The sequence below is a fragment of the Humibacillus xanthopallidus genome, assembly GCF_044793955.1.
In the GTDB taxonomy this organism is placed as follows: Bacteria; Actinomycetota; Actinomycetes; order Actinomycetales; family Dermatophilaceae; genus Humibacillus; species Humibacillus xanthopallidus_C.
Genome location: NZ_CP084995.1, coordinates 762,647 through 775,898 on the forward strand (window position 1 = coordinate 762,647; position 13,252 = coordinate 775,898).

Here is a 13,252-nt window from a genome sequence, read left to right on the forward strand (position 1 = left end):
ACCTCGACCCCAGGGGCCCGACACCGCATGGATCTCGCCAAGCAGCAGGCCTTCGTCGAGCACGTCCGCGCTCGCGGAGGAGCCACTCGGCAGGTGGCCGTCACGCTCGAGCAGTTCTTCGACGGCAACGACTGCGAGTGGTGCATCGCGCCGAACCGCGACGAGGACCTCGAGCTCGAGACGGTGCGCGACGTCCTCCTCGCGCTGCGCGACCACGACGAGGTGCACGACGTGCGCATCGAGCTCGACCAGCTCGAGTTCCAGACCTATCCCGACGACGAATGGCCTTATGCCAGTGGGGTGGCCGTCATCACGACGCTCAGCCCGGAAGAGGTGGACGTGCTGACGATCGAGGCCGAGACCGACCCGAGCGGCGGCCCCTCGCCGAGCCCTGACTGGCTCGTCGACGGGCCGAACGTGCCGGAGGGCCACCACTACGTCGGCGTGTGGTGGGACTGATGGCCGGGCTCGAGCAGATCACCGACGCACTCTGCTACCACGGCGAGGGACCCGTCTGGTCGTCGACGTGGGGTGGGCTGCGCTGGGTCGACATGCTGGCCGGCGACGTGCTGACCCTGCGCGCCGACGGCTCCGTCGACCGGCTCCACGTCGGTGAGGTCGCGGCCTTCGTGCGTCCCCGCACCCGCGGTGGGTGGGTCGTCGCCACGGAGCGAGGGCTGGCGCTCGCGGACGAGCCGGACGGCATACCGGCGCCGTGGATCGAGCTCTGGGACGACCCGGCGATCCGGATGAACGAGGGCGGCGTCGACAGCCTGGGGCGCCTCTGGTGCGGGTCCATGGGCTACGACCGCGTGCCCGGCAGCGCGACCCTCCACCGCGTCGACGCCGACGGCCACGTCGTCACGGTGCTACCCGACGTCACGATCTCCAACGGGATCGACCTCTCGCCCGACCATCGCCTCGCCTACTACAACGACACGCCGACCGGACGCACCGATGTCTTCGACGTCGTGGACGGCGAGCTGACTCGCCGCCGCCCCTTCCTCACCCACGCCACCGGGCACCCCGACGGGCTCACCGTCGACACCGCGGGCAACGTGTGGGTCGCGCTCAACGGCGCCGGTCGCGTGCGCTGCTACTCGCCGCAGGCGCAGCTGCTCACCGAGATCGAGCTGCCCGTCCGGCTCGTGACGGCGTGCACGCTCGGCGGCGACGACGGCCGCGACCTCTTCATCACGACCTCGCGCGAGAACCTCGATGACCCCGAGCCTGAGGCCGGCGCCGTCTTCCGGGTGCGGGTCGACGTGCCCGGCCCGCCGGTGCGGGCCTTCGCGGGCTGAGCGAGCGGGGCGGCGAGCCGGAAGGCGGGCCCGCAGGCTCGCATCCTGCTCCGCCAGGCGGAGCAGGATGCGACTCCATCGTGCGCCACCCCGTCGGTATGCCGTCCGGCCGGCTCAGCCGGGGTGGAACCCTCCGCTCGTGGGGTCGTAGGCATGGAAGCCCGGGCCGCGCATCGCGCGAGCGGGACGGTGCAGCTGCTGCGCGCCCGGGAACCCCGCAAACATGCCGTCTCCCTCGGGCCTACCTGCACCCGGCTCACCGCCGGCCCCGACGCCGAGGAGGCTGCGGGTGAGAGTGTGCGCGTCGGAGAGCAGCTCGTCGAGCGCCGCGCCCAGGTGGTCGTCGGACGGCGGCTCGTCGGCGATGGCCGCCGCGAGCACCGCCCGGCGCACGAGCTCCTTGGTGAAGGAGGCGGTCGTGCCCTCGGCGCGGGCCGCCGCGGCAGAGATGGCCTCGGCGCCGAAGAGGTGCCCGCCGTAGAGGTGGAGCAGCGCCCGGCGCCCGTCGCCGTCGGGCAGCGGGATCTCGGCCGCGAGGTCGACGCGGCCGGGCCGCTGTGCCAGCGCGATCTCGAGGTCTTCGACGCGGTTGGTCGTGAGCACGAAGGCGACGTCGGCATCGGCGTCGAGCCCGTCGAGGGCGTCGAGCACCTCGAAGAGCAGCGGCGACGCGCCCATCCCGATCGAGCGGTCCTCGGCGACGAGGTCGCAGTCCTCGAGCACGATGATGGCCGGCTGGTGGGCACGGGCCACCTTGGCCGCGTCGTGGATGAAGCGCAGCGACCCGCCACTGAGCAGCACGGCCGTCGTGCCGGGCGACGCCGAGAGCAGGTAGCGCACCGTGTGCGTCTTGCCCGTGCCCGGCGGCCCGTAGAGGAGCACCCCACGCTTGAGGTGCTGGCCGTGGGCCTGCAGCCGCTCGCGCTGCTCACCCATCCCGATGACGTGGTGGGCCACCCGGTCGAGCACCCCCGCCGGGAGCACGACGGCCGCTGCGTCGACCGTGGGGCGCTCCACGAAGGTGAGACCGGCCATTCCGCGGCCATAGGGGTCGGACCCGAAGGTGATGACCTGTCCGCGGATCACGCTGCGCAGGTCCATCAGCTCCTGGGCCCGAGCGATGAGGGCGTCGGAGACCGCCCGGTCGCGCGCGATGACCTCGATCGCACCGGCCTCACGACCGAACTGGAGGTTCATCCCGAGGTGTCGCACGGCGACGGGCTCGCCCTCGTGCCGGAAGAGCCGGATGCCCGACGTGACGACCTGGCGCTTGTCGTCCTTGCCCGGCCCGGTGGACATCTGGTCGTAGTCGACCTGCCCCACCGGCAGCCCCATGCCGTGCTGCACGAGGTCGCCCAGGGACATGTGGTGCCGCGCATCGCCTGCGATGCCGACGATGCGGGCGTCCGCGTCCGCACCAGCGAGCTCGGCCAGCGCGATGTCGGCGTCGACGAGGCGGTGGGGGAGGATCGGCAGGTTGACGACGGAGAGCAGGTGCGGCTCGGTGCCGAGGTGCTCGGTGAGGACCTCGACGAGCCGGGGCCCTCCTCCCGGTCGCGGCAGCTCCTCGAGCACCCGGCGCAGCACGGCGTGGAAGTCGCTCAGCATCTCGTCGCTGGCGACGCGGGGGCGGTCGGAGGCGTCCATCCCCTGACCCTAGGAGGCCAGCGGTCGTTTCGGGAGGCGAGAGTTCGGCGGGCGTTCGGGGGCTCTCGCTGTAGCCTCGACCCGTGCTGCTCTCCGACAAGGACATCCGGGCCGAGATCGCGGCGGAGCGTGTGGTGCTCGATCCGTGGGACCCGCAGATGGTCCAGCCGTCGAGCATCGACGTGCGCCTCGACAAGTACTTCCGGCTCTTCGACAACCACAAGTACCCCTACATCGACCCTGCCGCCGAGCAGCCTGACCTCACCCGGCTCGTCGAGGTCGGTGCCGACCAGGACGGCTTCGTGCTGCATCCGGGCGAGTTCGTGCTCGGGTCGACGCTCGAGGCGGTGACCCTGCCCGACGACCTCGCTGCGCGGGTCGAGGGCAAGAGCTCGCTCGGCCGGCTCGGCCTGCTCACCCACGCGACGGCCGGCTTCGTCGATCCCGGCTTCTCCGGCCACGTGACGCTCGAGCTGAGCAACGTCGCGACCCTGCCGATCATGCTCTACCCCGGCATGAAGATCGGGCAGCTCTGCTTCTTCCGGCTCAGCTCACCGGCCGAGAACCCTTACGGCTCAGCGGCTTACGGCTCGCACTATCAGGGGCAGCGCGGCCCCACGGCGAGCCGGTCGTTCAAGAACTTCCACCGCTCACCGGTGTGAGCACCACGTCCGTCGGCCAGCTCGACGAGGTCGTCCCGACGAGCCGAGGCCGTATGCCGTTCGCGACCCTCGCGTGGGACGCGCAGCCCGCCGACGCCGGGGCCGTCGCCATCGTGCTCCACGGTGGCGCCGTGAACGGCCGCGAGCCCAACCTCCCGTGGTCGCACAACGTGGCTCGCCTGGTGCCCTTCGCCCGGTCGCTGCGGTCGGTGCCGGGGCCGCTGGCAGTGGCCCGCGTCCGCTTCCGCTACCGCGGCTGGAACGGCGCCGAGCAGGCACCACTCGTCGACGCCAGGTGGGCCCTGGAGCAGGTGCGGGCGGCATACCCCGACCGGCCGGTGGCTGTCGTCGGCCACTCGATGGGCGGCAGGGTCGCCCTGCACCTCGGCGACGAGCCCGACGTGCGGCTCGTCCTGGCGCTGGCGCCGTGGATCGAGCCGGGCGACACCAGCCCCGGCCCGTGGTGCCGCACCGTCGTCCTCCACGGCGACCGCGACGTCATCTGCGGGCTCTCCCGCTCGCGCCGGCTCGTCGAGCAGCTGCAGTCGCAGGGGCGTGACGCGACGCTCATCAGGATCGCGCGCAGCGACCACGCCATGTTGCTGCGAGCCCGGCTCTGGACCGAGCTCGTCACCGGCGTCACCGCCGCCACGTTCGCCGACGAGCTGGGCATCGGCGACGACGGTGTCGAGCCCCGGTCCGGGGTCGTCGGTGCGGCGATCGCCCGCGCGGTGCACGGTGGCGGGTCGGTCATCGACCTCTGAGGGGCCCGCCTGCGCGCCCGCCCGGTCACCCCGCCCGGTCACAGCGAGGCAACGGAGGGTTGGACGACCGAGACCGTGTCGGCCCTCGCGGGTACGTTGATCGACATGATCCGCTTCGAAGGCGTGACCAAGCGATATGGCGGCGCCCCGAGCGGCTCGCGCGAGTCCGACGGCAGCGGCGACGACGGGGGCGGCGTGGGCTCGGTCGCCGTCGACAACCTCACGCTCGAGGCACCGACCGGCCAGATCACCGTGCTCGTCGGGCCGTCGGGCTGTGGCAAGACGACGACGCTGCGCATGGTCAACCGCATGATCATTCCCACCTCGGGCACCATCTCCGTCGACGGCCGCGACACCGCCACCATGGATGTCGCCGAGCTGCGTCGCGGCATCGGCTACGTCATCCAGCACGCGGGGCTCTTCCCGCACCGCACGGTCGTCGACAACGTCATGACGGTGCCCCGGCTGCTCGGCGTCGACAAGCGTGAGGCGCGCACCCGCGCCATGGAGCTCATCGAGCGGGTCGGCCTCGACCCCGCCATGGCCCGCCGCTACCCGGCCCAGCTCTCGGGGGGTCAGCAGCAGCGTGTCGGGGTCGCCCGCGCGCTCGCGGCCGACCCGCCCGTGATGCTCATGGACGAGCCCTTCTCGGCCGTCGACCCCGTCGTGCGCGAGCAGCTCCAGAACGAGTTCCTCCGGCTCCAGTCCGAGCTCGGCAAGACGATCCTCTTCGTCACGCACGACATCGACGAGGCGGTCAAGCTCGGTGACCAGGTCGCCGTGCTGCGGGTCGGTGGCGTCCTGGCCCAGCTCGCCTCGCCCGCCAAGCTGCTCGCCGACCCCGTCGACGACTTCGTGGCGGGCTTCGTCGGCCGCGACCGGGGCTATCGCGCCCTGTCCTTCGCCGACGCCCCCGAGCTGTCGCTGGCCGACGAGCCCACCGTCCGTCTCGGTGCCTCGGCGCAGGACGTGCGAGCCATCGGGGCTCCGTGGGTACTGGCGGTCGGCGACGAGGGGGAGCCGGTGGGCTGGGTGCGATCGGCTGCCGTCGACCGCGAGGTCACCCGCGACCTGCTGCACCGTGGCGGCACGGTCGCCTCCACCTCGGGCTCCCTCCGGGCCCTGCTCGACGCCGCCCTCTCCTCGCCCAGCGGTCGCGGAGTAGTCGCCGGCGACGACGGCCGGCTCGTCGGCACGATCACCGCCGCCGAGGTCGTCCCCGCCATCGAGGCCCGCCGCGCCGCCGGCACGGCTGGCCAGGTGCGGGGCGACGGCCGGCCCGGTGCCGCTGACGACGCGACCGAGCCCACGACCGAGCGCACGGCCGATCCCACGGCCGAGGGGGCGACCGCGCGGTGACCTGGGCCCTCGACCACCTCGGCGACATCCTCTTCCGCGCCGGGCAGCACGCCTGGCTCGCCGGGCTGCCGCTCGTGCTCGGCCTGCTCATCGCTCTGCCACTGGGCTGGCTCGCCAACCGCACCCCGTGGCTGCGAGCGACCCTGCTGACGACGACGGGTCTGCTCTACACGATCCCGTCCCTCGCGCTCTTCATCCTGCTGCCCTCGATCCTCGGCACGAAGATCCTCGACCCGTTCAACGTCGTCGTCGCGATGACCATCTACACCGTCGCCCTGCTGACCCGCACCGTCGCCGACGGTCTCTCGTCCGTCGACCCGTCGACCCGGCAGGCCGCCATCGCGATGGGATACGGCGGCTTCGCCCGGTTCCGCGCCGTCGACCTGCCGCTCGCCGTGCCGGTCATCGCAGCCGGCCTGCGGGTGGCCGCCGTGAGCAACGTCAGCATCGTCAGCGTCGCCTCGCTCATCGGCATCTCGCAGCTCGGCTACTTCCTCACCGACGGCTATGCCCGCTCCTTCCCCACGGAGGTGTGGGTCGGCATCGTCGCCTGCCTCATCCTCGCGCTCGTCTTCGACCTCGTCATCCAGGTGATCTCACGCGTGCTGACTCCGTGGACCCGGGCGGTGGCGGCATGAACCTCGCCGAGATCACCGCCTGGTTCACCGACCCCGCCCAGTGGTCGGGCGCCGACGGCATCCCGAACCGCCTGACCGAGCACCTCGTCTACACCGCGATCACCCTGCTCGTGGGCCTCGTCATCGCCATCCCACTCGGTGCGTGGGTGGGCCACACGGGTCGCCTGCGCTGGCTCGTCACCGGCGCCAACGCCCTGCGGGCGGTGCCCAGCCTCGGCCTGCTCTTCGCCGTGTCGATGCTCGTCGGCCCGCTCATCCAGAGCGACCTCGCCTTCGTCATCCCGAGCATCGTCGTGCTCGTGCTGCTCGCCGTGCCGCCCCTGCTGTCAGGCGTCTACGCCGGCATCGACAGTGTCGACCCCGCCGCCCGCGACGCGGCGCGCGGCATGGGCATGACCGGGTGGCAGGTGCTGACGAGGGTCGAGCTACCCTGCGCGCTGCCGCTCGCCCTGTCGGGCTTCCGCAGCGCGACGCTGCAGGTCATCGCCACTGCGACGATCGCAGCCTCCGTCAGCCTCGGCGGCCTCGGCCGCTACCTCATCGACGGGTTGGCCTCGCGCGACTACGTGCAGATGGTCTGCGGCTCCATCCTCGTCGCCGCCCTCGCGCTCGTGGCCGACCTTCTCCTCGCCGCCCTGGAGAGGTATGCCGTCTCGCCGGGAATCTCCGGGCGGTCCGCGCGTGTTGCCCGGTCACGGTCCTCGCGCACCGGGGCCGCTTCACGCCCCGCTCCGGGCGATCCGGCCCGGTCCATCAGCCCGGCTGGCACCAGCACCTGACCCACCGCACCACCCCCGTGACCGATCATCTGCACGACCGACAGCACGACCGGACCCGATCAGCGCCACCGCCGACCGGGTCCCCATCCGAAAGGGACCGAACATGACACGCACGCGCATCCTCGCCGCGGGCCTGCTCCTCGCCGCCGCCGTGCCCCTGGCAGCCTGCGGAGGCGGCGGCGACCCCCTCGCCCCGGCGACCAGCGCCGGCTCGACCGGCGGGGCGACGGGCGCCGCCGGCTCGGTGACGGTCGGCTCGGCCGACTTCCCCGAGGCAGCCCTGCTCGGCGAGATCTACGCCCAGGCCCTCGAGGCCGAGGGCATGACGGTCAAGCGCCAGTTCAACATCGGCAGCCGCGAGACCTACCTCAAGGCCATCACCGGCGGCGAGGTCGACGTGCTGCCGGAATACACCGGCTCGCTGCTCAACTACTTCGACCAGAACGCCAAGGTGACGGCGCCCGACGAGGTCTTCGCCGCCCTCGAGAAGGCGCTCCCTGAGGGCCTCTCGGTGCTCGACAAGTCCGCGGCCGAGGACAAGAACTCCCTCGTCGTCACCCAGGACACCGCGAGCCAGTGGTCGCTCAAGGCGATCCCCGACCTCGCTGCCCACCAGGCCGAGCTCTCGATCGGTGCTCCGCCGGAGTTCAAGACCCGCCAGCAGGGCCTCGTCGGCCTCAAGTCGGTCTACAACATCGTGCCCAACGAGTTCCGCCCGCTCCAGAGCCAGGCGAGCGTCGAGGCGCTGAAGAACGGCCAGGTCAAGGCGGCCAACATCTTCAGCACCGACCCGTCGATCGTCGCGAACGGCTTTGTCGTGCTCGAGGACCCGCAGAGCCTCTTCGGCTCCGACAACGTCGTGCCGCTCGTGCGCACCGAGAAGGCCGACTCGCTCAAGGAGGCCCTCAACGCCGTCTCGGCCAAGCTCGACACCCCGGCTCTGGCCGACATGGTCAAGCAGGTCGTCGTCGACAAGAAGGACGCCAGCGAGGTCGCGAAGACCTGGCTCGCCTCCTGACCCTGCGGCGCCGGGCCTGCCGATCCGGCTAGCCCGGCTGTCGCGGCACCAGCACGACAGAGGCCCCCGCGTCGGATGCGGGGGCCTCTGCCGTCCCCGGGGGAGCCCCGGGAATGCAGACTAACCGATAATGGTTCTCATTACGGTCGCACCCATCGTGCGACCGAGACCTCGAGGAGAACCCATGGCCAAGCGCACCGACGTGCGACCCGTCATCACCCTGCGATCGACGGCGGGCACCGGCTTCAGCTATGTCACGACGAAGAACCGCCGCTCCCAGCCCGACCGCCTCGTGCTGCGCAAGTTCGACCCCGTCGCGCGCGAGCACGTCGACTTCCGCGAGACCCGCTGACCCCGGCGAGACGCCCTGACCCCGATCGAAAGAGCAGTTCGCCCCCGTCCGCGTGAGCCTGCGCGGACGCACCGAGGGGGCGAACTGCTCTTTCGATGAGGCGGGTGGATCTAGGCTCGGGACACCGCATCGCTTCACTTCACCGTCGAAGGAGAGTCATGTCGATCGCCCACCACGTCATCGGGTCCGGCCCACGCACCGTCCTGCTCACCCATGGCTGGTTCGGCTCTGCCGCCGGCTGGGGCCCGTTCGTCGACTACCTCGACCGCGACGCCGCCCGGTGGGTCTTCACCGACGTGCGCGGCTTCGGCGACCGGCGCGGTGAGCAGGGCGACCAGTCGCTCGAGGAGTCCGCGCGCGACCTGCTCGCCGTGGCCGACGAGCTCGGTGCCGATCGCTTCACGCTCGTCGGGCACTCGATGGGCGGCGCCGTCATCCAACGGGTACTCGCCCTCGCACCCGACCGTGTGGAGGGGCTCGTCGGGGTGACCCCGGTGGGCGCGATGCCGACACCCTTCGACGACGCTGGGCGGGGTCTGTTCTGGGGAGCCGCCGAGAGTCGCGACAACCGCTTCGGCATCATCGACTTCACGACGGGCAACCGCAACACGCCCGTCTTCGTCAACGCCATCGTCGACTGGTCGCTCGCACACAGTGACGTCGACGCCTTCGCCCGCGTGCTCGACGCGTGGGCCGGTGCCGACTTCGCCGACGAGGTGCGCGGCAGCGAGCTGCCCGTCCTCGTGGCCGTGGGCGAGCACGACCCGGCCCTCGGCGCCGAGACCGTCACCCAGACGTGGATGCCGCTCTATCCGAACGCTCGGCTCGAGGTGGTGGCCAACGCCGGGCACTACCCGATGTTCGAGGCGCCGGTGCACCTGGCGACGCTCGTCAACGGCTTCGTGGCCGACCTGCCCGAGGGCTGACCTCGCGGTGGTGGCCGACCTCGCTGCCCTGACCGCGATGCTGCACGACCCCTCGACCTACGTCGACGACGTGCCGTATGCCGTGCTCGCCGAGCTCCGTCGCGAGCACGGCATCGTGCGCGTCGAGGAGCCCGAGCAGGCGGGCTGGCCCGAGGGTCCGGGCTACTGGCTCGTGCTCCGGCACGTCGACGTGACGCGGGTGCTGCGCGACCCCGCGACCTTCTCCTCGCACCTCGGTGGCACGCAGATCCGTGACCCCGCCACCGACGGCGACCTCGCCTACGTGCGCCGGATGATGCTCAACATGGACCGCCCGAGCACTCACGGCTGCGCCGGATGCTCTCGCGGTCGTTCACCCCACGGGCCGTCGCAGCGCTCGAGGACCAGATCGCCGGCCACGCGAGCGCGATCGTCGACCGGATGCTCGCCGGGCCGCACGAGGTCGACGCCGCCCGCGACGTCGCGGCCGACCTGCCGCTCCTGACGCTCGCCGACGTCCTGGGAGTGCCGCCCGAGGACCGCGGACTGCTCTACGACTGGTCCAACCGCGTCATCGGCTGGCAGGACCCCGACTACGCCGTGAGCGCGACCTTCGACCCGGCGCGCGGCACCGACCTCGCCCGGGCCGCACTCGCCCTGCGTCCCGGACCGGACGCCGGTGGCCGGATGCCCGACCCGCGCACCCGCTCGGGCATGCCCGACCTCTACGCGTATGCCGCCGCGCTGGGTGAGCGCAAACGTGCCGACCCCGGCGACGACGTCATGTCGATCCTCATGGCCCAGCGTGACGATGGGCCCGCGGACGGTCGCGGTGTTGACGGCCGGGTGAGCGTCGAGGAGTTCGAGAACCTCTTCTGGCTCTTTGCCGTCGCGGGCAACGAGACGCTGCGCAACGGCATCCCCGGCGGGCTCATCGCGCTGCTCGAGCACCCCGACACCCAGCGACGACTGCGCGCCGAGCCGGACGGCATACCGGCTGCGGTGGAGGAGATGCTGCGCTGGTGGACACCCGTCATGGTGTTTCGCCGGACGGCGACGCGCGACACCGAGATCGCCGGTCAGTCGGTGGCTGCCGGTGACAAGGTCGTGGTGTCGTTCGCGTCGGCCAACCGGGACGATGCCGTCTTCGAGCAGCCCGACTGCTTCGAGGTCGCCCGCGACGCCCGGGCACACCTGTCCTTTGGCCACGGTCCGCACTTCTGCCTCGGCGCCCACCTCGCTCGGGTGCAGATGCGCACGCTCGTGCGCGAGCTGCTGGCCCGCACGGCGTGGATCGAGTCAGCGGGAGAGCCGGTCCGCCTGCGGTCGAACTTCCAGCGTGGCGTCAAGCGGCTGCCGATCCGCTGGACCGTCTGAGCCCGCGGGCTGCCGCGCCGGAGCCTGGTGAACGGGAGCGAGCGGGGCGAAGGCCGTCACGACGTCGATGCCATCGCGGAGCATCTGCACGAGACGCTCCTCCGGGTCGTCGATGCAGGCACGGGCGACGCCGTCGACGGCCAGCGCGACGATCTTGGAGGCGTTGGCCGGACGCAGCGCGGCCGAGTTGAAGCCCGTGCGGGCCAAGTGGATTCGCGCCCAGCGCTCGGCCGCCGGAGCCCGGGTGAGCGCGGCTCGTGAGGTGTTGGAGAGCTGCCCGGGCTCGCGGCCGTCACGCTCGGCGAGGATGCCCTCTGCGTTGATGATGGCGAGGGCCATGATGTTCTGGCGCTCCTCGGCGGCCACCGGCAGGGCGGCTCGGGAGGCCGAGAGCACGAGGGCTGCGGCCACCCGGTCGTCGTGCGGGTTGAGCCCCACGACCTCGGGGATCATCGTGCCGATGCGCTGGCGGCTCGTGTCGTCGAGCATGTCGTTGACGCACCGCGCCAGCGTGGCGAGCACGGGGTGCGTGCACGAGGGGTGGTCGCTCCATCGTTCACCGGCGAGGAACGAGGCCATCTCCATGAAGCAGGCGCCCTTGCGCGGGGTGCGGTGCCGACCCCGTGAGAGCACGGGCACGCCGTCGGGAACGAAGGGGGCTCGTCGTGACATCGACATCGTGGCTCCTCGCGCGGTGCTGTCGCTGGTCCTCGGGCAGCTCGGGGCAGGCCCCGGCAGGTCCCTTCATGGTGCGCCTCATTCGGGCTCTTGACCACCCCCTCCGCGCAAACCCTGAACAGCCCGATGACACGGGCACTGTCGGCCCGGGCCGGCGTGTGTGCACAATCGCGTCATGACAGAGACGTCGGAGCCGGTCGAGGGCAGCGGTGTGCGCGCCCACGTGGCCGACTCCTGGGTGCGCTCTGCCGCGGCGGGGGTCGAGGTCGACCGGGTCGAGGCGCCGATCACGCTGCCCGCCGACGCCCTGCGCGACCACCGCGAGGCCCACCCGCTCGCCGCCGTCTTCCCGCTGCTCGACGACGTGCTCGGCCAGGCGGCGCGTGACTGCGACGCCGTCATGGCGGTGTCGGACGCGTCGGGACAGCTGCTCTGGGTGTGCGGCACGCCGAGCGTGCTGCGCCGCGCCGAGAGCATCGGCTTCGTCGAGGGCAGCAACTGGGACGAGCGCCTCGCCGGCACCAACGCGCCCGGCATGGCGCTGCGCCTCGACCGTTCGGTCAACGTGCTGGGGGTCGAGCACTTCCGCCGGTCGGTGCAGCGGTGGAGCTGCGCCGCGGTGCCGATCCACGATCCGTCCGACCAGAGCATCCTCGGAGTGCTCGACATCACCGGTGGCGACGAGATCGTCGTGCCGCAGACGATGGCGATGGTGCGGGCCGCGGCCCGCATGGCCGAGGCCGAGCTGGCGCGCGAGCTGCTCGTCAGCGGGCGGGCCGCGACCGGGGTGGCATCGCAGGGCACGTTGTCGGTGCTCGTCGAGGCGCTCGGGCGCAACGACGCCCTGCTGACGATCGACGACGGCCGGGGTCGGCGTGAGACCCTCCGCCTGAGCCCGCGCCACAGCGAGATCCTGCTGCTCCTCGCGTCTGCGGCCCGGGGGCTGTCCGGCGACGAGCTCAACATCCTGCTCTACGAGGAGGACAGCAATGCGTCGACCCTGAGGGTCGAGCTCGGCCGCCTGCGGAGCCTGCTCGGTGACGCCCTGCTCGCCTCGCGGCCCTACCGCCTCGTCGCCGAGGTGAGCGGTGACTGGCTCGCGGTCGAGGCGCATCTCGCGGCGGGTGACCTCGCGAGTGCCCTGCGCGCCTATCGCGGTCCGCTTCTGCCGCGATCCGTCGCCCCCGGGGTCGTGCGCCTGCGCAGCGACGTCGAGGGCGACCTGCGGCTCGCTCTGCTGCACAGCGGGCGAGCCGACCTCATGTCGGCGTGGACGCGCGCGTCGTGGGGCGCCGACGACTACGAGATGTGGCAGGCCCAGGCCGCCTCGCTCGGCCCGACCTCGCCGCTCATCCCGCTCGTCCAGCACCAGATCGCCCGCCTCGACCGCGAGCTCGGCGCGGTCTGACCCCTCAGCGGGTGCAAACTGCCCACTCGACCGTGAGTGACCGTCGAGTGGGCACTTTCCAACCCAAACCCTGCGGTGCGAACTGCCCACTCGACCGTAGGGACCGTCGAGTGGGCACTTTCCACCCAAACCCTGCGGTGCGAACTGCCCACTCGACTGTGAGGGCCGTCGAGTGGGCACTTTCCACCCAAACCCTGCGGTGCGAACTGCCCACTCGACTGTGAGGGCCGTCGAGTGGGCACTTTCCACCGGCGAAGGGTCGACGGGGAGCCGGGGCCGACGCAACGTCGTTGCAACGTTGCGCCACCTAGCGTCTCGCCCAACACCTCGCCAGCACGCCGGGCGGGGGCCACCAATGACGTTG

15 protein-coding genes are annotated in these 13,252 nt (G+C 72.0%); 13 read left to right on the forward strand and 2 right to left on the reverse strand.

The genetic code is table 11. The features are described 5' to 3' along the window. Positions 1-27: 27 nt before the first annotated feature. Complete coding sequence (locus LG278_RS03500) at positions 28-459, forward strand: hypothetical protein (RefSeq protein ID WP_404390986.1); 432 nt, start codon at positions 28-30, stop codon at positions 457-459. Then, on the forward strand, positions 459-1,301 hold the full coding sequence (locus tag LG278_RS03505; protein ID WP_404390988.1) for an SMP-30/gluconolactonase/LRE family protein: 843 nt from the start codon (positions 459-461) through the stop codon (positions 1,299-1,301). The genes LG278_RS03500 and LG278_RS03505 overlap by 1 nt, the downstream gene beginning before the upstream one ends. A gap of 114 nt (positions 1,302-1,415) precedes the next feature. Here the strand turns inward: LG278_RS03505 and LG278_RS03510 are convergent, their stop codons facing one another. Further along, positions 1,416-2,948 (reverse strand): AAA family ATPase, encoded by a 1,533-nt coding sequence (locus LG278_RS03510; protein WP_404390990.1) that lies wholly within the window; start codon positions 2,946-2,948, stop codon positions 1,416-1,418. Between the two features lie 83 nt (positions 2,949-3,031). Here LG278_RS03510 and dcd point away from each other — a divergent pair, with 83 nt between their 5' ends. The 10 genes from dcd to LG278_RS03560 all read left to right on the forward strand — a co-directional run bounded on the left by dcd (position 3,032) and on the right by LG278_RS03560 (position 10,802). After that, positions 3,032-3,610 (forward strand): dCTP deaminase, encoded by a 579-nt coding sequence (gene dcd, locus LG278_RS03515; protein ID WP_404390992.1) that lies wholly within the window; start codon positions 3,032-3,034, stop codon positions 3,608-3,610. Continuing rightward, the gene (locus LG278_RS03520; RefSeq protein WP_404390994.1) at positions 3,607-4,374 is read left to right on the forward strand and encodes an alpha/beta fold hydrolase; all 768 of its coding nucleotides are present in this window, start codon (positions 3,607-3,609) and stop codon (positions 4,372-4,374) included. Before dcd ends, LG278_RS03520 begins: the two co-directional genes overlap by 4 nt. 105 nt (positions 4,375-4,479) lie before the next feature. Further along, positions 4,480-5,733 carry an ABC transporter ATP-binding protein gene (locus LG278_RS03525; protein WP_404390996.1) on the forward strand — a complete coding sequence of 418 codons (1,254 nt, stop codon included), beginning with the start codon at positions 4,480-4,482 and terminating at the stop codon, positions 5,731-5,733. Further along, on the forward strand, positions 5,730-6,371 hold the full coding sequence (locus LG278_RS03530; protein WP_404390998.1) for an ABC transporter permease: 642 nt from the start codon (positions 5,730-5,732) through the stop codon (positions 6,369-6,371). The genes LG278_RS03525 and LG278_RS03530 overlap by 4 nt, the downstream gene beginning before the upstream one ends. After that, positions 6,368-7,150, forward strand: coding sequence for an ABC transporter permease (locus LG278_RS03535; protein WP_404391000.1), 783 nt, complete (start codon positions 6,368-6,370; stop codon positions 7,148-7,150). The genes LG278_RS03530 and LG278_RS03535 overlap by 4 nt, the downstream gene beginning before the upstream one ends. A gap of 103 nt (positions 7,151-7,253) precedes the next feature. Beyond that, positions 7,254-8,168, forward strand: coding sequence for an ABC transporter substrate-binding protein (locus LG278_RS03540; protein WP_404391002.1), 915 nt, complete (start codon positions 7,254-7,256; stop codon positions 8,166-8,168). A gap of 184 nt (positions 8,169-8,352) precedes the next feature. Further along, positions 8,353-8,520 carry a 50S ribosomal protein L33 gene (rpmG, locus tag LG278_RS03545; RefSeq protein ID WP_404391004.1) on the forward strand — a complete coding sequence of 56 codons (168 nt, stop codon included), beginning with the start codon at positions 8,353-8,355 and terminating at the stop codon, positions 8,518-8,520. 158 nt (positions 8,521-8,678) lie between these two features. Next, positions 8,679-9,446, forward strand: coding sequence for an alpha/beta fold hydrolase (locus tag LG278_RS03550; RefSeq protein ID WP_404391006.1), 768 nt, complete (start codon positions 8,679-8,681; stop codon positions 9,444-9,446). A 10-nt stretch (positions 9,447-9,456) separates the two neighbouring features. Then, on the forward strand, positions 9,457-9,930 hold the full coding sequence (locus tag LG278_RS03555) for a hypothetical protein (RefSeq protein WP_404391008.1): 474 nt from the start codon (positions 9,457-9,459) through the stop codon (positions 9,928-9,930). After that, a complete protein-coding gene (locus LG278_RS03560) occupies positions 9,867-10,802 on the forward strand; it encodes a cytochrome P450 (protein WP_404391010.1) in 936 nt (311 codons plus the stop codon). Before LG278_RS03555 ends, LG278_RS03560 begins: the two co-directional genes overlap by 64 nt. Here the strand turns inward: LG278_RS03560 and LG278_RS03565 are convergent. Continuing rightward, positions 10,725-11,474 carry a hypothetical protein gene (locus LG278_RS03565; protein ID WP_404391012.1) on the reverse strand — a complete coding sequence of 250 codons (750 nt, stop codon included), beginning with the start codon at positions 11,472-11,474 and terminating at the stop codon, positions 10,725-10,727. The genes LG278_RS03560 and LG278_RS03565 overlap by 78 nt on opposite strands. 181 nt (positions 11,475-11,655) lie before the next feature. On the opposite strand from LG278_RS03565, the gene LG278_RS03570 reads away from it, so the two are divergent. After that, entirely contained in the window at positions 11,656-12,888 is a 1,233-nt protein-coding gene (locus LG278_RS03570; RefSeq protein WP_404391014.1) for a GAF domain-containing protein, read from the forward strand. Positions 12,889-13,252 lie beyond the last annotated feature (364 nt).

Excerpts from the sequence above, each read along its gene's own strand:
- LG278_RS03550 (WP_404391006.1), top strand. The coding sequence starts at position 8,679 with ATGTCGATCGCCCACCACGTCATCGGGTCCGGCCCACGCACCGTCCTG.
- LG278_RS03565 (WP_404391012.1), bottom strand. The coding sequence starts at position 11,474 with ATGTCACGACGAGCCCCCTTCGTTCCCGACGGCGTGCCCGTGCTCTCA.
- rpmG (WP_404391004.1), top strand. The coding sequence starts at position 8,353 with ATGGCCAAGCGCACCGACGTGCGACCCGTCATCACCCTGCGATCGACG.
- LG278_RS03535 (WP_404391000.1), top strand. The coding sequence starts at position 6,368 with ATGAACCTCGCCGAGATCACCGCCTGGTTCACCGACCCCGCCCAGTGG.
- LG278_RS03525 (WP_404390996.1), top strand. The coding sequence starts at position 4,480 with ATGATCCGCTTCGAAGGCGTGACCAAGCGATATGGCGGCGCCCCGAGC.
- LG278_RS03505 (WP_404390988.1), top strand. The coding sequence starts at position 459 with ATGGCCGGGCTCGAGCAGATCACCGACGCACTCTGCTACCACGGCGAG.
- LG278_RS03560 (WP_404391010.1), top strand. The coding sequence starts at position 9,867 with ATGCTCGCCGGGCCGCACGAGGTCGACGCCGCCCGCGACGTCGCGGCC.
- LG278_RS03540 (WP_404391002.1), top strand. The coding sequence starts at position 7,254 with ATGACACGCACGCGCATCCTCGCCGCGGGCCTGCTCCTCGCCGCCGCC.
- LG278_RS03510 (WP_404390990.1), bottom strand. The coding sequence starts at position 2,948 with ATGGACGCCTCCGACCGCCCCCGCGTCGCCAGCGACGAGATGCTGAGC.
- LG278_RS03500 (WP_404390986.1), top strand. The coding sequence starts at position 28 with ATGGATCTCGCCAAGCAGCAGGCCTTCGTCGAGCACGTCCGCGCTCGC.
- LG278_RS03570 (WP_404391014.1), top strand. The coding sequence starts at position 11,656 with ATGACAGAGACGTCGGAGCCGGTCGAGGGCAGCGGTGTGCGCGCCCAC.